The 19,941-nt window shown below is 65.4% G+C and carries 18 protein-coding genes and 1 riboswitch; of the genes, 5 read left to right on the top strand and 13 right to left on the bottom strand.

Features of this window, described 5'->3' with window-relative positions:
• The first annotated feature begins 51 nt into the window (after nucleotides 1-51).
• Nucleotides 52-1,242, top strand: coding sequence for an adenylate/guanylate cyclase domain-containing protein (locus I6F28_RS08370; protein ID WP_225139686.1), 1,191 nt, complete (start codon nucleotides 52-54; stop codon nucleotides 1,240-1,242).
• A gap of 42 nt (nucleotides 1,243-1,284) precedes the next feature.
• On the opposite strand, the gene clpS is transcribed toward I6F28_RS08370, so the two are convergent.
• From clpS to I6F28_RS08355, 3 genes are all read right to left on the bottom strand, one after another.
• Complete coding sequence (clpS, locus tag I6F28_RS08365) at nucleotides 1,285-1,590, bottom strand: ATP-dependent Clp protease adapter ClpS (protein ID WP_036004073.1); 306 nt, start codon at nucleotides 1,588-1,590, stop codon at nucleotides 1,285-1,287.
• A 142-nt stretch (nucleotides 1,591-1,732) separates the two neighbouring features.
• Entirely contained in the window at nucleotides 1,733-2,116 is a 384-nt protein-coding gene (gene crcB / locus I6F28_RS08360) for a fluoride efflux transporter CrcB (protein ID WP_036004076.1), read from the bottom strand.
• A gap of 28 nt (nucleotides 2,117-2,144) precedes the next feature.
• Nucleotides 2,145-3,347 (bottom strand): MFS transporter, encoded by a 1,203-nt coding sequence (locus I6F28_RS08355; protein WP_225139685.1) that lies wholly within the window; start codon nucleotides 3,345-3,347, stop codon nucleotides 2,145-2,147.
• Nucleotides 3,348-3,465: 118 nt separating this feature from the next.
• A riboswitch (Fluoride riboswitch) is annotated at nucleotides 3,466-3,542 on the bottom strand.
• Nucleotides 3,543-3,803: 261 nt separating this feature from the next.
• On the opposite strand from I6F28_RS08355, the gene I6F28_RS08350 reads away from it, so the two are divergent.
• The gene (locus tag I6F28_RS08350) at nucleotides 3,804-4,667 is read left to right on the top strand and encodes a DUF1194 domain-containing protein (protein ID WP_036004084.1); all 864 of its coding nucleotides are present in this window, start codon (nucleotides 3,804-3,806) and stop codon (nucleotides 4,665-4,667) included.
• A 191-nt stretch (nucleotides 4,668-4,858) separates the two neighbouring features.
• The gene (locus I6F28_RS08345; RefSeq protein WP_036004087.1) at nucleotides 4,859-5,494 is read left to right on the top strand and encodes a hypothetical protein; all 636 of its coding nucleotides are present in this window, start codon (nucleotides 4,859-4,861) and stop codon (nucleotides 5,492-5,494) included.
• A gap of 4 nt (nucleotides 5,495-5,498) precedes the next feature.
• On the opposite strand, the gene I6F28_RS08340 is transcribed toward I6F28_RS08345, so the two are convergent.
• Nucleotides 5,499-6,338: a nucleotidyltransferase domain-containing protein gene (locus I6F28_RS08340; protein ID WP_225139684.1), complete on the bottom strand. Its 840-nt coding sequence runs from the start codon at nucleotides 6,336-6,338 to the stop codon at nucleotides 5,499-5,501.
• A 111-nt stretch (nucleotides 6,339-6,449) separates the two neighbouring features.
• Between I6F28_RS08340 and I6F28_RS08335 the strand changes: the two genes are divergently transcribed.
• On the top strand, nucleotides 6,450-7,049 hold the full coding sequence (locus I6F28_RS08335) for a hypothetical protein (RefSeq protein ID WP_225123788.1): 600 nt from the start codon (nucleotides 6,450-6,452) through the stop codon (nucleotides 7,047-7,049).
• Here the strand turns inward: I6F28_RS08335 and I6F28_RS08330 are convergent.
• From I6F28_RS08330 to I6F28_RS08295, 8 genes are all read right to left on the bottom strand, one after another.
• Nucleotides 7,046-8,158 (bottom strand): Acg family FMN-binding oxidoreductase, encoded by a 1,113-nt coding sequence (locus tag I6F28_RS08330; RefSeq protein WP_225139683.1) that lies wholly within the window; start codon nucleotides 8,156-8,158, stop codon nucleotides 7,046-7,048. The two genes, I6F28_RS08335 and I6F28_RS08330, sit on opposite strands and share 4 nt — an antisense overlap.
• A 65-nt stretch (nucleotides 8,159-8,223) precedes the next feature.
• Nucleotides 8,224-9,471 carry a class I SAM-dependent RNA methyltransferase gene (locus tag I6F28_RS08325; protein ID WP_225139682.1) on the bottom strand — a complete coding sequence of 416 codons (1,248 nt, stop codon included), beginning with the start codon at nucleotides 9,469-9,471 and terminating at the stop codon, nucleotides 8,224-8,226.
• Complete coding sequence (locus tag I6F28_RS08320; protein WP_225139681.1) at nucleotides 9,464-10,198, bottom strand: TlyA family RNA methyltransferase; 735 nt, start codon at nucleotides 10,196-10,198, stop codon at nucleotides 9,464-9,466. Before I6F28_RS08320 ends, I6F28_RS08325 begins: the two co-directional genes overlap by 8 nt.
• Before the next feature lie 27 nt (nucleotides 10,199-10,225).
• Complete coding sequence (locus I6F28_RS08315) at nucleotides 10,226-10,780, bottom strand: nucleoside 2-deoxyribosyltransferase (RefSeq protein WP_225136514.1); 555 nt, start codon at nucleotides 10,778-10,780, stop codon at nucleotides 10,226-10,228.
• Between the two features lie 185 nt (nucleotides 10,781-10,965).
• Nucleotides 10,966-12,894 carry a 1-deoxy-D-xylulose-5-phosphate synthase gene (gene dxs / locus I6F28_RS08310; protein ID WP_225112641.1) on the bottom strand — a complete coding sequence of 643 codons (1,929 nt, stop codon included), beginning with the start codon at nucleotides 12,892-12,894 and terminating at the stop codon, nucleotides 10,966-10,968.
• A 627-nt stretch (nucleotides 12,895-13,521) separates the two neighbouring features.
• Entirely contained in the window at nucleotides 13,522-13,773 is a 252-nt protein-coding gene (locus I6F28_RS08305; RefSeq protein ID WP_008132970.1) for an exodeoxyribonuclease VII small subunit, read from the bottom strand.
• Nucleotides 13,774-13,846: 73 nt separating this feature from the next.
• Nucleotides 13,847-14,776, bottom strand: coding sequence for a histone deacetylase family protein (locus I6F28_RS08300; RefSeq protein WP_036004131.1), 930 nt, complete (start codon nucleotides 14,774-14,776; stop codon nucleotides 13,847-13,849).
• 122 nt (nucleotides 14,777-14,898) lie between these two features.
• Nucleotides 14,899-16,560, bottom strand: coding sequence for a bifunctional metallophosphatase/5'-nucleotidase (locus tag I6F28_RS08295; RefSeq protein WP_225139680.1), 1,662 nt, complete (start codon nucleotides 16,558-16,560; stop codon nucleotides 14,899-14,901).
• A 212-nt stretch (nucleotides 16,561-16,772) separates the two neighbouring features.
• On the opposite strand from I6F28_RS08295, the gene I6F28_RS08290 reads away from it, so the two are divergent.
• Nucleotides 16,773-18,005 (top strand): MFS transporter, encoded by a 1,233-nt coding sequence (locus I6F28_RS08290; protein WP_225139679.1) that lies wholly within the window; start codon nucleotides 16,773-16,775, stop codon nucleotides 18,003-18,005.
• A gap of 107 nt (nucleotides 18,006-18,112) precedes the next feature.
• Here the strand turns inward: I6F28_RS08290 and I6F28_RS08285 are convergent, their stop codons facing one another.
• Entirely contained in the window at nucleotides 18,113-19,891 is a 1,779-nt protein-coding gene (locus I6F28_RS08285; RefSeq protein WP_225139678.1) for an acyl-CoA dehydrogenase family protein, read from the bottom strand.
• Between the last annotated feature and the right edge of the window lie 50 nt (nucleotides 19,892-19,941).

Here is a 19,941-nt window from a genome sequence, read left to right as displayed (position 1 = left end):
TAGTCCACCGCGCAGCTTGACGGCCCTGCAACTTCGTCCGCAAATGCGGCCATGAACAGCTCCGAGCTTCAGCGCATCTCCAACTGGCTGATCGACGGCACTTGGGCGGCTCAGGAGTCGGCCGTAGGGATTGCCGATTTCTGTGAACGTCTGGTCGCGGCCGGCCTGCCACTGTGGCGGTTCGGCATCTTCATCCGCACGCTGCATCCCGAAGTCTTCGGCCGCAACTTCATCTGGCGGCAGGGCGAGGGAGTTGAAATCGGCAGCGTCGATTTTGAGATCCTGGACACGCCCCAATTCGCCCACAGCCCGCTTCGCGTGGTTTTCGAGCAGGGCATCGAGGTCAGGGGCCGCGCAGGCGACCCCGACAGCAAGCGATTTCCGTTCCTCGAGGACATGCACGCCGAAGGCGCGACCGATTATATCGCGGTGCCGGTGCCTTTTCTCGACGGCTCCATTCACGCGACGAGCTGGATCACGCGGCAGCCCGGCGGCTTCAGCGACGACGACATCGCAGCCATCCGAGCTCTCATAGCGCCTCTCGCACGCATCAGCGAGATCATCACTATGCGCCGCACCGCCGAGATGCTGCTCGACACCTATGTCGGTAATCGCGCCGGCGCGCGCATCCTCGGCGGCCAGATCCGCCGCGGTCACAACGACACCATGCAGGCGGCGATCTGGCTGTCGGACCTGCGCGGCTTCACCGCGCTGTCGGACCGGCTGCCGCCCGAGACGGTTGTCCAGATCCTCAATCATTATTTCGACTGCCAGGTCACGGCGATCCGAGACCATGGCGGCGAGGTGCTGAAGTTCATGGGCGACGGCCTGCTCGCCGTGTTCCCGATCGACGAATATGTCGGCGATGCCGCTCATGTCTGCGCGCAGGTGCTGGCGGCGGCGCGCGACTCGCGCGCCAGCGTCGAGGCGCTCGCCTTTCCGGTCGGCGAGGCCGTCGAGCGCTTCCGCTTCGGCGTCGCGCTGCATGTCGGCAACATCCTTTACGGCAATATCGGCGGCGGCAACCGCCTCGACTTCACCTGCATCGGCCCGGCGGTCAATCTCGCGGCAAGGCTGGAGAAGATCACGGGGCGCCTGGGGCGGACCGTCGTCGCCTCGGAAGGTTTTGCCAATGTCTGCCGCCATGATTGGCACCAGCTCGGCGAGTTTCCGATCGCAGGATTTTCCAAGGCGCAGCGCGTCTACGGGCTGGCGGAGGAGACGCCGGTGGTGATGGCGTGATGTGCACTGAGCTGAAGGACATTCATCGTCGCAGGATGAAGCCTATTCCTCCGGCTCCGTCGTGAACAATAGCGGATAGCCCTTGGCGCGGCCGGCGTCGGTGGCGCGCGTTGCCTTGGTTTCGGCGACGTCCTTGGTGAATACGGCCACCACGCAGGCGCCCAGCTTGTGCGCGGTGATCATCACCTTGTAGGCCTGATCCTCGGTCATGCGGAATTCGGCCTTCAGCACCATGGTAACGAATTCACGCGGCGTGTAGTCGTCGTTGATCAGGATGACCTTGTGGAGCTTCGGCCGCTCGACCTTGGTCCTGGTCCTGGTTTTCGGTTTGGTGACGGTGTCGTTCATCGTGTCCCGAAACGCCCTGGCTCGAATGAGCCACCAGCCAACACATCATACCGCAGGAGCGGGGAGCGCTCCAAGATATGCGGCCGCTCGCCACTATGCCGTCGCGGCTGGGCAGGAATGCACGACTTGCGCCCTGCGTGAGTTACGGAAGTGCGCGAACGAGCTGTAATGCGGCGATCAGAGCGCCCACCGACAGCACGACCGACGCAATCATGTAGGCGGCAGATGCCCATGTCTGGCCGCGCTCGATCAGATACCAGGCATCCAGTGAGAACGTCGAGAACGTCGTGTACCCGCCACAAATTCCGACCGTCAGAAAGATCCGCGCGGCCTGCGGCAGGTTCCATTTGGTCGCGAACAGCGCGGTAAAAATGCCGATCAGGAACGATCCGGTGACGTTGACGATCAGCGTGCCCCACGGAAAATCCGTACCGAACGCGCGGCCCGACCCGATCGCAACGAGATAGCGTATGACCGCGCCGAGCGCTCCGCCGCCGGCAACGGCGAGGATGTATTGAATGTTCAATGTCTCGTTCCCCACTTCGCCATTTGCTTCACTTGCCCTCGGTGGCCAGACCTTTGCCGACGGCGAGCAGCCCCACCAGCGAAACCAGCGCGAATCCAAGCCCGGCAAGAAACGTTCCCGCCGGTCCATAGGCGTCCCACAGCGCACCCGCGATCACGCTCGCAGCCAGCAAGGCAAGCCCGGTGAACAGGTTGAAATAGCCGAAGGCGGTGCCGCGCAGGCTTGGCGGGGCGGCATCGGCGACCATGGCCGAGAGCAGGCCCTGCGTCAGTCCCATATGGAGTCCCCACAGCACGACTCCGAGCGCGAGGCCCGCAAGGCTCGGGAGCAGCGCCAGCGCGAGGTCGGCCGCGGCGACGAAGACCAGGCCGAGCGCGAGCAGGCCGGTCCGGTTGATCCGGTCCGACAGCACGCCGGCCGGATAGGCCGACAGTGCATAGGCGACGTTCATCAGCACCAGTACAGCCGGCACCCACATCACGTCGAGCCCGATGTTCTGTGCGCGCAAGATTAGGAAGGCCTCGCTGAAGCGCGCGAGCGTGAACACGACGCCCACGGCGACGACGCGCCAATAGACCGCTCCGAGCTGGCGCATTGCGGCGAGATTGAGCGGATTTTCCGCACGTTTCCGGCTCGGATCGGGCTCCGGCTCCTTCACCGCGAACGCGATCAGCCCGAAGGACAGGAAGGCCGGCAGCACCGCCACCCAGAACACGAGGGTAAAATTGTCTGCCGTCCACCACATCAGGCCGATTGCCACGAGCGGGCCGAGGAAGGCGCCGATCGTGTCGAGCGATTGCCGCAGGCCAAAGCTCGCGCCGCGCAGGCCGACGGGGGCGATATCTGCGATCAGCGCATCGCGCGGCGCGCCGCGAATTCCCTTGCCGACGCGATCGATGAAGCGCGCCGCTACCAGCCATCCGACGCTGGGCGCGAGCGGGAACAGCGGCTTGGTGAAGGCGGCTAGCCCGTAGCCGAGCGCGGCGAGCAGCTTGCGGCGGCCGAGCCAGTCCGACAGCGCACCGGAGAAGATCTTGGTGATCGAGGCGGTCGCCTCGGCAATGCCCTCGATGAAGCCGACGGTGAGGGTGGAGGCGCCGAGCACGGTGACGAGATAGACCGGCAGCAGCGCGTGGATCATCTCGGAGGAGATGTCCATGAACATCGAGACAAAGCCGAGCACCCAGATCCCTCTGGGCAGTGTGGTACGTACGGCATTCGGTGTCGTCATCGTCACGTCTTCGTGGTCCCCTCGCATTCGCCTGCCGGCCGCCAGCAGGCAACAAAAAACCCGCCATCGGCGGGTGTGTCCATGCTCCCGCCAAAGGCAGAGGCCCAAGATTGCCTCTCCTCGAGCAGGAGTCATCAGCCCATGAGGTCATCGACCGCCGGGCGGTTGTCGGGGGACTCCATCCCCATCTGTGCGACCAACCTAGCATGGAAATCGTGCCGGACAAGTGGGCGGGGTCGCGTGCCTCCGCCGGCAGCTGGATTCCGGGCCCTCGCTTCGCGAGTCCCGGAACGACGGCTCTTGAGATCGCCCGTGTTCCCGACGCAAGCGCGGCAACATGGCGGCAGACTTGCGTAACGTGTGAATTCCTAACTCGAATGTGAAGCACAAGCGATCTTCGGCCTTTGCGGCAAGCCGATTGCATGTCACCATCGCGTCATACGACGGGAGACTGCGATGCGTTTGCTGTTCTCGATCGGGGCTGTGCTGGTGGCCGGCATGTTCGCCGGAGGGGACGTCGCGGGCATCGCGGCACCAGGACCCAAATTCGAATCGCCCAGAACTCAACCGCAGCGGCTTGCGGCCGACAAGGACGCGCAGAGCGTCGATGTCGAGCTGATCCTCGCGGTCGACGTGTCCTACTCGATGGACATGGACGAGCTCGCGATCCAGCGCGAGGGCTATGCACAGGCGATCCAGTCGAAGGAGTTCCTGCAGGCGCTGAAGCTCGGCCCGAACGGCCGCATCGCAGTGACCTATTTCGAGTGGGCCGCCTCCAGCGACCAGAAGATCATCATTCCCTGGCGGCTGATCGATGGTCCGGAGACGGCGGACGCGGTTGCCGCCGAGATCATGAAGACGCCGATCCGGCGCGCTTCGCGCACCTCGATTTCAGGCGCGATCAACTTCGCGATGCCGCTGTTCGACGAGGATCCCTATCGCGGCCTGCGCCGCGTCATCGACATTTCCGGCGACGGTCCGAACAACAATGGCGGCCCGGTCACGATGGCGCGTGACGCCGCGCTGGAGAAAGGCATCGTCATCAACGGCCTGCCGATCATGGTCAAGGAGCCGTCCTATTCGACCATGGATATCGACAATCTCGATCTTTATTACGAGGACTGCGTCATCGGAGGGCCGGGGTCCTTCGTCATCACGATCAAGGAGCGCGACAAGTTCAAGGAAGCGATCCGCACCAAGCTGCTGATGGAAATCGCCGGCCGCACCCCGGAGCGGCCCGTGATGCCGGTTGCCGACAAGGAGCCGCGCGTCAATTGCCTCATCGGCGAGAAGATCTGGTCCGATCGCTGGGGGCGGTGAGGGGGCGGTTTTTTCCGGTGGCATCACGCCAGTTCCGGCTGAGATCTTTTGCCCGCCCGGCCGACGCGCGCGCTTAACGGCTCGTTAACGGGTGCGTGGCCCTAATCGCATCGTTACTGTTCGTTCCCGCCGGCATCCTGACCTGCCCAAGCCAGCGAAAGCGGGTTTGTGAGGCCCGTCCGAGCAATCCAATGGCCATCGTCACATCGAGCACCAGCCAGATTTCGCCCGCCAACGAGCGGCTGTATCGCCAGAGCGCTCTGCTCGGTGACTGGAAGGGCAATTGGGTGGGCAACAACCAGCCCGTCGGTTTCAAGGTCGTCAACATCCGCGGGGCCCGGGCGCAAGTCGAGTACACCCACAACGGACGCACCGAGCGCGGCTTTGGCGAGGTTCAGGGCACGCTCATCACCTTCGGCGGCGTCACGGTCGGCACCAAGGACGGCAAGAACATGGTGATGCTGTTCTCGTTCGGGGGCGTCGGCAAGCAGACTGCAAATCTGCAAAAGCAGGACCCGCCCGCGTCCGACAGCCGCCTGATGGGAAGCTGGGGCGGCTATTCCAGCGAGAACGGCAAGAGCGCGAGCTTCAAGGTGCTGTCCGTCAATGGCAAGGAGGCCGAGGTCAGCGTCACCACCGACGGCGTCACCCGCAAGGGCACCGGCTTCGTCTACAAGAACGTCATCATGTTCGGACAGACGCAGATCGCAAGCGACGACGGGCAGAACGGCAAGATCATCTACCAGGTCGGCACCAAATCCTTCATGGTGCCGGTGACGAAATATCCGCCGGCGGATTCGTCGTCTTCGGTCGACAAGACCGCATAACCCTTTACGGCGCTGTTCCGCCGGGGTGAGCCAGCGCCTTCAATTCTCGGTCGACCTGCCGCAGCATTGCGCAGGCCTGTGCGAAGCCGCCGTCGGCGACGAATTGCCAGATCCGGTCGGACTGCTCCACCAGGTGCGGAATCGTCAGCGGCAAGCTGGCTGCCTCCTGCAGCGCCCCCTTCTCGTTGATCAGATAGCGCTCGTTCAGTGCGAACAGCACCTGCGCGACGCAGGCGAGCGATCTGTAGAGGCAGCCCGCGACATGGGTCCGCTCGTTGCGTGCGGCCGCGAGCTCGGCATTTTCGATACTGAACAGGACTTCCCATTGGAAGCGCCGGATCAGGGCGCTGCGCAGTGGCTCCGGATAGGGAAGCGCGATCGACTTGAGCCGGGCAATCAGGCCGGTCGGATCGTGCAGCGGCTGACAATATGCGATCTCGCCCATCCAGATCGCCGAGCAGAAGCCATGCGGATGGCCGGGCTGGTAGTCCATGGTGACCGCGCCGGCGCCGCAGGATTCCATGACGGCCTCGACCGCGTCGGCGTCGCGGTAGAGCAGGTCGACCTTGCGGCCTTCCACCGAAAGCCAGGCGCCACCGACGATCCTGGGCCCCCATTCTCCGACGGGCGTCACCGTCGTGGCGGCGGGATCGTCCGCGATCGTCTTCGCGGCGGCCAGCAACCGTCCGGTGTCCAGCGCTGACTTGAAATAGAGTCCGATATCGTAGTCCGAGGCCGCGTGCGCGCGGCCCCGCGCGCGAGAGCCGCCGAGCACAACAGCTTGAACGCCAGGTACATCGGCAACAACGGATGCTAGGCGGGTGAGCAGCGGATCGTCCGGCATCAGGTGCGGTTCCCCGAAAGACTTGCGGCCGCGAGGGCCGGCGCGGTCGCTCCGCTGGCATTGAGGATGGTCGAGGAGTATAGTTTTGCAGTGTTTCAGACGGTAGCCAGAATGTTCGACCTTGCACGCTCATGCGCTCTTGCAGCTCTCGCCGTGTTCTGCCTCGACGGAGCGCCGGTTCACGCGCAAGTGGCGCCGCTGCGATATTGGATTCCCGGCGGGCCTTTCGGCCTTGGCGGCGCTGCCGGCCTGAGCTCCGACAGCTATGGCAACTTTGCGGGCTTCAACGCCGGAGAGGCCGATTGGCGTACGAGCTCTGCGAACGGCTTCTTCATCGGTCGCGAACGCGGCAATCTCGGATTGAGCGGCTTCAACCAGGCGGGCTCGCTCGGCAATTTCAGCGCGCTTTCTTATGACAGCACGCAATTCGGCTATCAGATGAAGACCGGCGGCGGCATGCCCGTCACCTTTTTCGCCGGCTTCGACACGCTGAAATACGGCAACGGCATCGGCAGCTCGCTGGCGCCGCTCACCTCCACCGCCGCGCCCGGCTATGGCGGGTTTGCGGGTGTCGAATTCAAGCCGACCTCAAATCTCAGCCTGTCGTTCGGCGTCGGCTACACCCAGCAGGATTCGGGCCGCATGGACAGCGATATCAGATCGAACATGCTGCCCGGCGAATCGCCGGCGCTGAGCGGCCTGCGACGCTAAGATCGCATCACCAGCTCCGGTGGACGCCGCAGCGATTTCGGCAGGCTTGGGCCGGTGCCGAAGCGCATCACGATGTCGGGGCGTCGTTCGCCGAGGCCGAGCCGGGTCGCGAATTGCTGCCTCAGTGCTGCGACCTCGACCGGCTGGTTGACGAAGGAATATTTCAGTCCCAGTGCGGTCGCCTGCAAGCCGAAGCGCTGGCAGGCGCGGCCGACCGCGATCCAGTGCGAGGTGTCGCTGCGATCGGCAGCAAGCACGACGACACCGGCCGAGCTGTCGAGCTGCTCGCGGTATTTCTTGTTTTCTCCGCTTTCGGTGAAGAACAGCTTCAGAAGCGGCCGGGCTATCCAGGACGGCAGCGCAGGATTTCCCGATGCGGGCGCGAACAACCCGTCCATGGTCGCGACCGCCTCTGCCTCGTTGAAGCGGATCCAGTCGACGAGCTCGCGCATGAAGGCCTTGTCGCGCATCTGCGCCGAATTGCCTTCGAGCACATAGTCGGCGACCTCAGCCATCCCGGCACGCTCGGTGATCAGGATCGCAGCGACGCCGGGTTGCCGGCAGGCGTTCTCGAGCTGGCGCAGCATCTCGGGCGCGGCAGGCTTGCCGGCGAAGGCCGCGCGGGTGCATTGCCTGACGGGAATTGCATCGGCCAGGGCCGATGCGGCAGGAGCGGCCTCGTCGAGCGTGATCACGATGCGATCGCCGTCGACGACCGGATCGGCGCGCCAGCCCAGCGTGGCCGCGGCGAGGATGAGGTTTTCGGCGGCACAGCCGAGACTGACGAAGAGATGATGATCGTCGGGATCGACGGCCGGACAGCGCCGCGCGACGTCAGGCGCAATCGTGATGACATTGCCGCGGACGGCGAAGATCCACGGCTGGGTGTTGTGGCTGTTGGCCGCAAGCGTCGCAAACCGGACGAGCTCGCGATCCCTTAGGCCTGCTCGCAGCGGAGCCCGTGACGCGTTGATGGCCTCATCATAGGTCATCGCCGCCAGCGCGGCGGAAGGGCTGCCGATCACTGCCGCAGAAAGCCCGAGCGCGGTCGTGATGAATTGTCGCCGGTTGGCCACCCCTGTCCGCTCCGCTTCGATTGCGCGGGGCATTCTTAGCGCCGGCCGAGGGCGGAGCGATTGACCAACATCAAGGCTGCCGGCGACGAGTTTGCAGCCTACCGCACGAACCGCGCCACCAGCTCGACATGCGGCGTGTGGCGGAACTGGTCGACCGGTACCACGGACTCCAGCCGATAGCCGCCGTCGATCAAGAGCCGTGCGTCGCGGGCAAACGTCGCGGCGTTGCAGGACACGGCAATCACGACCGGCACCTTGCTCGCCGCAAGCTTCAGCGCCTGCGCCTGCGCGCCCTGGCGCGGCGGGTCGAATACCACGGCGTCGAAGTCCCGCAGCTCCTGCGGCACCAGCGGGCGGCGGAACAGATCGCGGGGCTCGCACTTGATCGGCTTCAGGCCAGGTGTTCGCGCAGCTTTCGCCAGCGCCGCGATGGCGCCGGCGTCGCTGTCATAGGCTGCAACGCGCGCCTTCTCCGCGAGCCTGAGCGCAAACGGACCGACGCCGCAGAAGAGGTCGAGCACCTCCTTGGCCTTGCCGATGCGCTCTGCGACGAGTGCCGCAAGCGTCTCTTCGCCCGCCACCGTCGCCTGCAGGAACGAGCCCGGCGGCAGCGTCACCTCGGCGCGGCCCATCCTCACCGTCGGCGGCAGGCGTTGCAGCACCAGCTCGCCATGCCGGGTCAGCCGCGCCAGGCGGTGCTGCTCGGCGACGCGCGACAGCGCCGTGACCAGCGCCGTCGGCAGCGGGCCCGAGCCGCGCACGTCGACATCGAGCCCGTTGGCGGTCGCGGTGACCTGGATGTCCAATGGCTTGGTCACCGGCATCTTGGACGTCAGCGGCTCGGCGAGTGCCCAGGCGGCATCGAGTGCGCCCTCGAGCGCGGGATCGAGGATCGGACAACGATGGATCGGGATGACGTCGTGCGAGCTCGCAGCCGAAAAGCCGACCTTGAGGATGTCGTGCGTGCCGAACCGGCCGTGCAGCGTGATGCGTCGACGCCCGGCGCCGTGGGCGTCGACCAGCGGCGCCACCTCGCAATCGATGCCGGCCTGCGCCAGCGTTTCGATCACCATGTTGCGCTTCCAGGCCCGATACGGCTCGTTCGCCCAATGCTGGATCGCGCAGCCGCCACACACGCCGAAATGCGGACAGAATGCTTCGACGCGTTCCGGGCTTGCGACCTCCACCGCCAGCAGCTTGCGGCGGTCGGGATGATGGCCCACGACGTGATCGACCTCGACGGTCTCGCCGCCGAGCGTATAGGGCACATAGATTGCTTCGCCGGCGTCGAGGCAGACGCCGTCGCCGCGATGGCCGACATGATCGATCGTGATGCGCTCAACCACGGCGCGCGCCCAGGAAGAATTCGATGTTGCCGTCGCCGCCCGTGATCGGCGAGGGGAATATGTCGATCTCGGTGCAGCCGAGCGAAGCCGCGAAGGCTGCGATGTCGTCGCAGATCTCCCGGTGCACGGCGGCATCGCGGATGATGCCCTTCTTGTTGTGCTTCCTGTCAGCCTCGAATTGCGGCTTGATCAGCGCCAGCAGGCTCATCGGTGCGGCTGCCAGCGACAGAGCTACCGGCAGCACTGATTTCAGCGAGATGAAGCTGACGTCGATGACGACGACATCGGGCCGCGCCGGCAGGCGCTTGCCCTCATAGCTGCGGATGTCGGTCTCCTCCATCGACACGATCTTGGGATGATCGCGCAGCGAGGGATGCAGCTGGCTTGTGCCGACATCGATGGCGAACACCAGGCTCGCGCCGTTCGCCAGCAGCACCTCGCTGAAGCCGCCGGTTGAGGCGCCGACGTCGAGGCAGACATGGTCCTCGATCTCGATCGGGTACCGCTCCAGAGCCCCGGCGAGCTTGACGCCGCCGCGGGAGACGTAAGGGTGCGCCGGCTCGGCCTGGATCACCGCGTCCTCGGCAATCGTCTCCGACGGCTTTGCGATTTGCTTGTCGTCGGCCGTGACGAGGCCGGCCTCGATCGCCGCGCGGGCCCGCGCCCGGCTCTCGAACAGGCCGCGCTCGACCAGCAATACATCCGCGCGCTTGCGGGCAGGGGGCATCGGATCTCCGACGGACGACTAAAAAGCTTATGTAGCGATCAATCGCGCGGCCGCCATCCGGACGCAAGTCTCGAACGCGGTGAGATCGTGCCAGACGTCGGTCGGCATAGTGGCCGGCGTCACCAGCGGGCAGCCGTGCAGCTCCAGCGCATGGATCATCATGAGGTTGTCGACGAGGCCGAAATCTTCGACCGTCAGCCCTTGGGCATCGACCAGCCGCCCGTTCTCGGAGGTGACCTCCATGAAGCGACTGAGGCGGTCGGCATAGGCGGCGCCATCGTTGGAATAAGCCAGGCAGAATTTGCGGCGGCCGGCCATGTAGCCGAGCTCGTAGACGGTGCCGGGATCGGCGCCGGCGCCGCGGAACGGCGTGAGGTTGGCGATGATGGCATCGGCCGCGTCCATCATCGCCTCGTTGCCGCAGAAAATCTGCCGCGAAGCGTCGCGCGCGGTGAGGTCGATCGCGTTGTCGAGGGGGTAGAGCCCGGTAAGCCCGTGCGCGGCGCAGATTTCGACCTTGCGCCGGCCGATCTCGACGGCATCCGGCAGGAACACGTCGGGGCCTGCCAGATAGATTTTCATGGAGTGAAGCCGAAGAATTTTGAATCGAGGTGCATGCCACGGTGCGAGCTATGCTCCCTCCCCCGCCTGCGGGGGAGGGTTGGGGAGAGGGTGTCTCCGCAAGTGAGAACCCCCAAGAGGCGAAAGCCCTCACCCGGATCGCTTCGCGAACCGACCTCTCCCGCAAGCGGGAGAGGTGAACCAGCTCAAGCCAGCTTGACCGTCTCGGTCTTCACATCCTTGCCGAGCGCCTCGAACACCTTGGCGACGATGCCCTTGGCGTCGAGGCCGGCGCGGGCGTACATGGCGGCCGGGGTGTCGTGATCCTGGAACACGTCGGGCAGCACCATCGAGCGGAACTTGACCATGCCGCTGTCGAGCACGCCCTGGTCGGTCAGGAACTGCGCGACATGCGAGCCGAAACCGCCGATCGAGCCTTCCTCGATCGTGATCAGGATCTCGTGGTCGCGCGCGAGCTTGAGCACCAGCTCGGTGTCGAGCGGCTTCATGAAGCGCGCATCGGCGATCGTGGTCGACAGGCCGTGGGCGGCGAGCTCGTCGGCCGCCTTCTCGCATTCGGCGAGGCGGGTGCCGAAGGAGAGCAGGGCGATCTTGCTGCCCTGGCGGATCATGCGACCCTTGCCGATCTCGAGCGGAATGCCGACCTCGGGCATCTCGATGCCGCGGCCTTCGCCGCGCGGATAGCGCAGCGAGCTCGGACGGTCGTCGATCGCAACCTGGGTCGCCACCATGTGCACCAGCTCGGCTTCATCCGCCGCCGCCATGATCACCATGTTGGGCAGGCAGCCGAGATAGGCGTTGTCGAACGAGCCGGCATGGGTCGCACCGTCGGCGCCGACGAGGCCGGCGCGATCGATGGCGAAGCGGACGGGCAGGCTCTGGATCGCGACGTCGTGGACGATCTGGTCGTAGCCGCGCTGCAGGAAGGTCGAGTAGATCGCGCAGAACGGCTTGTAGCCTTCGGTCGCAAGGCCCGCGGCAAAGGTCACCGCGTGCTGCTCGGCGATGCCGACGTCGAAGGTGCGGTCGGGGAAGGCCTTGTTGAAGATGTCGACGCCGGTGCCCGAGGGCATCGCCGCGGTGATGGCGACGATCTTGTCGTCCTTCTGGGCTTCCTTGACGAGGCTCTGGCCGAACACGTTCTGATAAGCCGGCGCGTTCGGCTTGGCCTTGGCCTGCGTGCCGGTCGCGACGTCGAACTTGACGACGGCGTGATACTTGTCGGCGGAGGCTTCCGCCGGGCCGTAGCCCTTGCCCTTCTGCGTCACGACGTGGACCAGGATCGGACCGGTCTCCATGTCGCGGACGTTCTTCAGCACGGGCAGGAGATGGTCGAGGTTGTGGCCGTCGATCGGGCCGACATAGTAGAAGCCGAGCTCCTCGAACAGCGTGCCGCCGTCCATCATGAAGCCGCGGGAATATTCCTCGACGCGATTGGCGCGGTTGGCGAGGATCTTGGGCAGGCGCTTGTTGATCTGCTTGGCCGCATCGCGCAGCGTGCGATAGGTCTTGCCGGAATAGAGGCGCGACAGATAAGCGCTCATGGCGCCGACCGGCGGCGCGATCGACATGTCGTTGTCGTTGAGAATGACGATCAGGCGCGAGTTCATCGCCCCCGCATTGTTCATGGCCTCATAGGCCATGCCGGCCGACATCGCGCCGTCACCGATCACGGCGATAACGTTGTTCTTGCCGCCGGAGAGGTCGCGCGCCACGGCCATGCCGAGGCCGGCGGAGATCGAGGTCGAGGAATGCGCCGCGCCGAACGGATCGTAGTCGCTCTCGCTGCGCTTGGTGAAGCCGGACAGGCCGCCGCCGGTGCGCAGCGTGCGGATGCGGTCGCGCCGGCCGGTGAGGATCTTGTGCGGATAGGCCTGGTGGCCGACGTCCCAGATCAGCCGGTCGCGCGGCGTATCGAAGACGTAATGGATCGCGGTGGTGAGTTCGACCACGCCGAGGCCCGCGCCGAAGTGACCGCCGGTCACCGAGACGGCATCGATGGTCTCCTGCCGCAGCTCGTCGGCAACCTGGCGAACCTGCTCGACCTTGAGCTTGCGCAGATCTTCCGGCGTCCGGATGGTGTCGAGAAGCGGCGTCTTACTGTATGCGTTCACGGCGATTTCCAATTTGTCAGCACCGGAAGGTCATTCCGGTGCGCGATGGGTTTGCACAATATCGGCGCAGCGCGAGTCCTATAACCGTCGGAGCCACCTGCACGGGGCAAGGCCCCGCCTTCAAGCTTAGGTAAGCTTAAGTGTGCTCCGGTTCAGTCTCTGTGATCCCTGTCACTTAGATCGGCTTCGTCCGTCCCAAGCCAATTTCATTAGCAGTTTGAAGCGCTTGTCGTCGGTAATCGGTGCCCACGCAAGGCTTACAAAAAGCCACACTCCGCGCAGCTTTACACCAAAGCTTAGGCCAAAGCCAACCCGCTGGGCCGATTAGGGGTATGCAGGTGCAACTCGCGGACCAGAAGTGGTTAACCTCGGTGCGGGGTAAGGGGTTCCGGCCTTGCTCGGTTCTTGGCAGGCTTTTTGGCCCGAGTATGGGCTTTTCTAGCTCTCAACGACCCGATTCGAAGGCAGGGGCGTATCCACCGCCAGGGAATCGCATGCCGGCCGGGAGCTGCGCACTGCGATAAGGACGCAGCGGCCACGCTTACCGCGAACACATTCTACGCGGACCTGCGTCGCGGTCTTGCGCCGCCCTGCGGGGGCAAAAGACTGAGCGGGAGAGCACTCTTATTACTGGACGTCGAGCGGGGCCGTGCCGGTGGCCTGGCCGCTGGCATCGGTGGTGATCTTGTCGACGCGCGCCTCGGCCTGGCGCAACAATTCCTCGCAGCGCCGCTTCAGGGCCTCGCCGCGCTCGTAGATCGTCACGGATTCCTCGAGCGGCACCTTGCCGTCCTCGAGCCGCTTCACGATCGTTTCGAGTTCCTCGATCGCGCGCTCGAAGGTGAGCCTGGAGACGTCGACTTGAGTGTTTTCGGCCATATCCGTTTCCGATTGCCCGATTCGCTTCACCTTTGAGAAAGCAGAGTTTTACGGGCGTAATGTGGCGGGTGGGTCAAGCGCCCATCAGGGCGCCGACATGCGCCGTAACAGATTCTTTCAGTCCCTGCAGGTCATAGCCGCCCTCGAGCACCGAAACAACGCGGCCGCCGGCGGTCTTGTCGGCGAGGTCCATCAGCTTGCGCGTCACCCAGGCATAGTCCTCCGCGCGCAGGTTGAGCGAAGCCAGGGGATCGCGATAATGCGCGTCGAAGCCGGCCGAGATGATCAAGAGCTCCGGGCTGAATTTCTCGAGCTGCGGCAGGATCAGATTCTCGAACGCGACGCGGAATTCCGGGCCGCCGTCCTCGGAGGCGAGCGGCGCATTGACGATGGTGTCGTGATCGCCGCGCTCGCTTTTGGCGCCGGTGCCCGGAAACAGCGGCATCTGGTGCGTCGAGCAGTACATCACGGTCGGGTCCGACCAGAAGATGTCCTGCGTGCCGTTGCCGTGATGCACGTCGAAGTCGACGATGGCCGCGCGCTTGATGCCGTATTTGCGCTGGGCGTGGCGCGCGGCGATCGCGACGTTGTCGAAGAAGCAGAAGCCCATCGGCTTGCCGATCTCGGCGTGATGTCCGGGCGGGCGGACCGCGACGAAGGCGTTGCGATGCTCGCCGGCCATCACCGCTTCGGTCGCCGCAACCGCGCCGCCGACGCCGCGCATCACCGCCTCCCACGTGCCGGGGGACATCGAGGTGTCGCCGTCGATGTAGACCTGACCGCTGGTGGGCGCGATGTGGCGCAGCTCGGTGACGTAATGCTCGTTGTGGCAGAGCGTGACGAGATCGAGATCGCCCTCAGGCGCCTCCTCGCGGGCCAGGAACTGGAAGCGCTCATGCGACAACGCTTCCTCCACCGCGCGCAGGCGATCCGGCCTCTCAGGGTGTCCCGGCGGCGTGACATGGTCGAGGCAGGCCTTGTGGGAAAGGAGAAGCGTGCTCATCAGGTCGGCCTCACGGAAAACGGGCTTTTGCCGTCGTTGGCGCATCCGGCGCCAAAACGCAATGCAAAATCCAATCTAAGCGCTTGGCCGGGAATGGCAAAGGGCTGCCCGCTTGATCCGGATCAATTCACCCGCAGGATGCGCCTGGGCGGCAGCGGACCGACCGGCCCGTGCGCCCGGAAGAACGCGAACAGCGCGTCCGCATCGTAACCGCCGTATTGTGGCGCGGTGCCCTGCTTGGCGACGGTAAACCCGTCTCCGCCGACGGCGAGGTAATCGTTGAGCGTGACGCGGTAGCCGCTTCCTGGCTCGATCGGCCTGCCGTTGAGTGTCATCTTCTCCAGGCTGACGCGCTCGCCGAACGGTTTTGAAGCATCCCAGGTATAGCTGAAGCCGTTCGACACCTGGAGAATCCGCGGCCGCTTCGGGTCCAGCCATTGCTGCTCGAGCAAGTCCTTGAGCTGGCTGCCCGTCAGGGTCATGGTGACGAGGCGGTTGCGGAACGGCTGGCTGGCGAAGACGTCGCCGAACGTGATCGCGCCGTTCTCCTTTGGAACGATGTCGGTGCGGATGCCGCCGGGATTGGTGAGCGCGATGACAGCGCTGCCATCCTTCGCATCGCGCGTTGCGAGCAATTGCGCGTCGGCGATGATATCGCCGAGCGCGCTTTCGCCGGCCTCGTTCGGCACGCGCGACAATGTCTGCGTCACCGAGCCGGCGGGCCGGTTGGCGATCGGCGCGGAGAGCTTGTCGTAGGCGTCGATCAACGCGGTCTGCTCGGGATCCCTGGCCAGCGAAGCATTGGCGACGATGACGTTCTCGGCCTTGGCGGCGACGATATCGCGAGTCACAGGATCGAGCTTGAGGTCGATCGCGGTGACGAGTGTGCCGTATTTGTCGCCGCTAGTGACGAGCCGCCCGTCGATATTGCAGATGTAGGCGCGGTGGGTGTGGCCGCTGACGACGACGTCGACGGCACGGTCGAATCTCCTGACGATGTCGACGATCGGCCCGGTGATGGCAGGGCATTCATTGTAGTCGCCGGCGGGCTCGCCGCCCTGGTGGATCAGCACCACGATCGCTTCGACGCCGCGCGCCTTCAGCTGCGGCACCAGCGCGTTCACCGTCTCGGCCTCGTCGCGGAATTCGAGCCCGGCGATGCCCGCTGGCGAGACGATGCCGGCGGTCTCCTTCAACGTCAGGCCGATGAAGCCGACGGGGATGCCGTCGAACTCCCTGATCTCGTAGGGCGGCAGCACGCTCTTGCCGGTCGCGGTCTCGACGGTGGAGGCCGCGAGATAACGGAATTTGGCGCCCGTGAAGGGATGCGGCCCCTGGCAGCCGTCGACGGGATGACAGCCGCCGTTCTGCATGCGCAGAAGCTCGGTGTTGCCCTCGTCGAATTCGTGATTGCCGACCGAGCTGATCGCAAGGCCCATCATCGAGAGCGCCTCGATCGAGGGCTCGTCGTGAAACATCGCCGACAGAAACGGGCTCGCGCCGATCAGGTCGCCTGCGGCGACGAAGATGGCGTTCTTGTGTCCTTCGCGCAGCTGCTTCAGCAGCGTCGCCATGTACTCGGCGCCGCCGGCCGCCACCGTCACCTTCTTGGACTTGTCCTCGGGGTCGTTGATGCGGATGCCGCCCGGCGGCGGCCGCAGATGGCCATGGAAATCGTTGATCGCGAGAATGCGCAGCTCGACGGGGGCTGCGCTCTGGGCCGCAGCGGGGAGGGTGCCGGTGAGAGCGAGGACGAAGCAAGCCAGGCGGAGAAGATGTCGCATGGAGTTAGACTATTCGTTCGGCGCGAAGATTTCACGAAGGTTGTTGTCGTCATTTTTGGGGCACGCGCAGCCCATCATCGCACGAGCCATGCCGCTCGATGAATGCCAGGTCCGCTACGTGCCGCAACAATTAGCTACAATGTTTCATTTGAAAAACCGCTGGTTGTGGGGCACGATCCGGCCCCGTTCCCTTCAGACAGACCGTCAGATTCATGATTGCCGCCCCCCGGATCGACGAATCCTCACCGTATTATCGCGGCTGGCGGGTCGTGCTGGCGTGCTTCCTGATGGCCTTCTTCATGTTCGGCTTCGGCCTCTACGGCCAAGGCGTCTATCTCGCCGAGTTGCAGCGCGCTCACGGCTGGCCGGGCACGCTGATCTCCGCGGCCAGCACCTTCTCGTTTCTCCTGACCTCCGTGCTCGTCATCTTCACCGATGACCTGCTCGAGCGCATCGGGCTGCGCGCGCTGATCCTGTGCGGCCTGTCGGCGCTCGGCGCTTCGACTGTGCTGCTGGCGCTGGTGCAGACGCCCTGGCAGCTCTATCTCGCCTATGCGCTGATGTCGGTTGGCTGGACCGGCATGGGCACGGTGGTGATCGCGACCGTGCTGAATTCCTGGTTCGAGCAGCGGCGCGGCCTCGCGCTCAGCCTTGCCTTCAACGGCGCGACTTGCGGCGGCATCATTCTCGTTCCGCTGTTGCTATCGCTGACCGGCAGCATCGGCTTCCGGTCTGCGATGCTGACGGCGACCCTCGCGATGATGGTGCTGGTGCTGCCGGCGGTCGTGACCTTCATCGGATGGCCCGCAGGGATGTCGCCTGCAGCCGGCGGACGTTCCTCCGGCTCCTCAGCGCCGGTTCGCTCGCGCAAGGCGGTGCTCGCCAACGCGGCGTTCTGGACCATGGTGCTGCCGATCGCGCTCGCGCTGCTGGCGCAGATGGGTTTCATCGTCCACCAGGTGACGTTTCTCGAGCCGCTGATCGGCCGCTCCGCCGCAGGGCTTGCCGTCACGATCATGGCGGCGATGGCGATCGTCGGGCGCCTCTCGCTCGGCCTGTTCGTCGACCGGCTCGATGCCCGGCTCGCCTGTGCGGTTTCGATGACGAGCCAGGCGGCTGCGCTGTTCGTGGCTCTGCAAAGCACGAGCCCGACCGTGCTGCTGGCCTGCTGCGCCGTCTACGGCTTCTCGATGGGGAACATGATCACGTTCCCGCCCTTGATCATCCAGCGCGAGATCGGTGCTTCGGCCTTCGCGACCGCGGTGGGCTTGGGCACCTCGATCAGCGGCATCGTCAGCGCCTTCGGCCCCGGTGTCGTCGGTCTCGTGCGGAGCGTTACGGGCAATTACACGACGGCGTTTGCGACCTGCGTGGTGCTCGATCTCGCCGCGGCGGGCGTGGTGCTGTGGCGGCCGGGGAGAAGGGCTCAGGTCGCAGCTTTGTAGCCCGGATGGAGCGCAGCGCAATCCGGGACCGCTGTATCCGCGGTGAGACTTTCCCGGATTTCGCTACGCTCCATCCGGGCTACGATGTCGCGTTTGCGGCGCTCACCTTACCCCAGCAGCGCCGCATCCGCCGCTGCGACCGATTCCGCGCTCTCGGTCACGGTGCGCTCGAGCGCGCCCGCCTGCACCGCGATGTTCTCGGCGAAGAAGCGCGCCAGCGCGACGTAGCGTGGCGCGTCGCCAAGGCCTTCGGCCTTGGCGGCGAGCGCCTCGGAGGCGAGCAGGCAGCCGCCGAGCGTGGAGCCGAATTGCTGCAGATAGGGCGTCGCCCCCGCAAGCGCGTCGTTCGGCGCGGAGGCAACGCGCTCCAGCAGCCATTTGCTGGTGCGCGTGAGCGCCTCCAGCGCCTCGCGCAGCTTGGTGCCGGTGGTGCCGAAGGCGGGATCGTTGGAGGCCTCCACCTGCTTGACGGTCGCCGAGAGCTCGTCGAGCAGCGCCCACACCGACGCGCCGCCATTGGCAGCTAACTTGCGCGTGACGAGATCGATCGCCTGGATGCCGTTGGTGCCCTCGTAGATCGCGGTGATGCGGGCATCGCGGTAGTGCTGGGCCGCGCCGGTCTCCTCGATGAAGCCCATGCCGCCATGCACCTGCACGCCGAGATAGGCGACCTCGTTGCCGATATCGGTGGAATAGGCCTTGGCCATCGGCGTCAGCAACGCCGCGCGTGCGGCGGCTTCAGCGCGCACCGTCGGATCCTTGGCGCGGGTCGAGACGTCGATCGCGACAGCCGTCGCATAGCAGATGGTGCGGGCGGCCGCGGTCTGGGCCCGCATCCGCATCAGCATGCGCTTGACGTCGGGATGCACGAAGATCGCATCCGAGCCGTCGCCTTTCTTGCCTACCGCGCGGCCTTGGCGGCGCTCCTGCGCATACGACAGGGCCTGCTGGTAGGCCCGGTCGGCAACGCCGACGCCCTCCAGGCCGACGCCGAGGCGGGCCTGGTTCATCATCGTGAACATGCAGCGCATGCCCTGGTTCTCTTCGCCGATCAGATAGCCGATGGCGCCGCCATGATCGCCCATGGTCATGGTGCACGTCGGCGAGGCATGCATGCCGAGCTTGTGCTCGACGCCGCTCGCATAGATGTCGTTGCGCGGCCCCAGCGAGCCGTCCGCGTTGACCATGAACTTCGGCACCAGGAACAGCGAGATCCCCTTGGTGCCGGCGGGTGCATCGGGCAGACGCGCGAGCACGAAATGCACGATGTTGTCGGTCATGTCGTGCTCGCCATACGTGATGAAGATCTTCGTCCCCTTGATGCGATAGGTGCCGTCCGCCTGCTTTTCGGCGCGGGTGCGCAGCGCGCCGACGTCGGAGCCGGCCTGCGGCTCGGTCAGCTGCATCGTCCCGGTCCATTCGCCGGAGACGAGCTTTTTGAGATAGATCTGCTTCAGCTCGTCGCTGCCGTGGGCGTCCAGCGCCTCGATCGCCGACGCCGTCAGCAGCGGGCAAAGGCCGAAGGCGACGTTGGCCGCGCTCCAGATCTCGGTGCAGGCGGCGTTGATGGCGAGCGGCAGGCCCTGGCCGCCGAAATCTTCCGGGCCGGACACCGCATTCCAGCCGCCCTCGGTCCAGCGCTTGTAGGCGTCAGGCCAGCCCGGCGCGGTCGTGACCTTGGCGCCCTCGAGCTTGATGCCGTGCTCGTCGCCGACCTTGTTGAGCGGCGCCAGCACGTCGGATGCGAACTTGCCGGCTTCCTCCAGCACGGCCGCGGCAATGTCGGCGTCGAAATCGCCGTAATGGCCGGCCTCCAGGGCGGCCTTGAGGCCCGCGCCATGGTTGAGCGACAGCAGCATGTCAGAAATCGGCGCGCGGTAGGTCATGGCTCACTCCCCGAGAACAAATATTGGCGCCGTATTCCCATGAAACGGGA

Origin of the sequence: Bradyrhizobium sp. NBAIM14, from assembly GCF_020193895.1 — a bacterium.
GTDB classification, from domain to species: domain Bacteria; phylum Pseudomonadota; class Alphaproteobacteria; order Rhizobiales; family Xanthobacteraceae; genus Bradyrhizobium; species Bradyrhizobium yuanmingense.
Note: the sequence above shows the minus strand (reverse complement) of the source record. Positions and strands in the feature narration are given on the sequence as shown.

Bases quoted from the DNA above. Each gene is read 5' to 3' on its own strand.
- I6F28_RS08355 (WP_225139685.1), bottom strand. From the start codon at position 3,347: ATGACGACACCGAATGCCGTACGTACCACACTGCCCAGAGGGATCTGG.
- I6F28_RS08300 (WP_036004131.1), bottom strand. From the start codon at position 14,776: ATGAGCACGCTTCTCCTTTCCCACAAGGCCTGCCTCGACCATGTCACG.
- I6F28_RS08295 (WP_225139680.1), bottom strand. From the start codon at position 16,560: ATGCGACATCTTCTCCGCCTGGCTTGCTTCGTCCTCGCTCTCACCGGC.
- I6F28_RS08305 (WP_008132970.1), bottom strand. From the start codon at position 13,773: ATGGCCGAAAACACTCAAGTCGACGTCTCCAGGCTCACCTTCGAGCGC.
- I6F28_RS08345 (WP_036004087.1), top strand. From the start codon at position 4,859: ATGGCCATCGTCACATCGAGCACCAGCCAGATTTCGCCCGCCAACGAG.
- I6F28_RS08350 (WP_036004084.1), top strand. From the start codon at position 3,804: ATGCGTTTGCTGTTCTCGATCGGGGCTGTGCTGGTGGCCGGCATGTTC.
- clpS (WP_036004073.1), bottom strand. From the start codon at position 1,590: ATGAACGACACCGTCACCAAACCGAAAACCAGGACCAGGACCAAGGTC.
- I6F28_RS08330 (WP_225139683.1), bottom strand. From the start codon at position 8,158: ATGCCCCGCGCAATCGAAGCGGAGCGGACAGGGGTGGCCAACCGGCGA.
- I6F28_RS08340 (WP_225139684.1), bottom strand. From the start codon at position 6,338: ATGCCGGACGATCCGCTGCTCACCCGCCTAGCATCCGTTGTTGCCGAT.
- I6F28_RS08335 (WP_225123788.1), top strand. From the start codon at position 6,450: ATGTTCGACCTTGCACGCTCATGCGCTCTTGCAGCTCTCGCCGTGTTC.
- I6F28_RS08315 (WP_225136514.1), bottom strand. From the start codon at position 10,780: ATGAAAATCTATCTGGCAGGCCCCGACGTGTTCCTGCCGGATGCCGTC.
- I6F28_RS08285 (WP_225139678.1), bottom strand. From the start codon at position 19,891: ATGACCTACCGCGCGCCGATTTCTGACATGCTGCTGTCGCTCAACCAT.
- I6F28_RS08370 (WP_225139686.1), top strand. From the start codon at position 52: ATGAACAGCTCCGAGCTTCAGCGCATCTCCAACTGGCTGATCGACGGC.
- I6F28_RS08290 (WP_225139679.1), top strand. From the start codon at position 16,773: ATGATTGCCGCCCCCCGGATCGACGAATCCTCACCGTATTATCGCGGC.
- I6F28_RS08320 (WP_225139681.1), bottom strand. From the start codon at position 10,198: ATGCCCCCTGCCCGCAAGCGCGCGGATGTATTGCTGGTCGAGCGCGGC.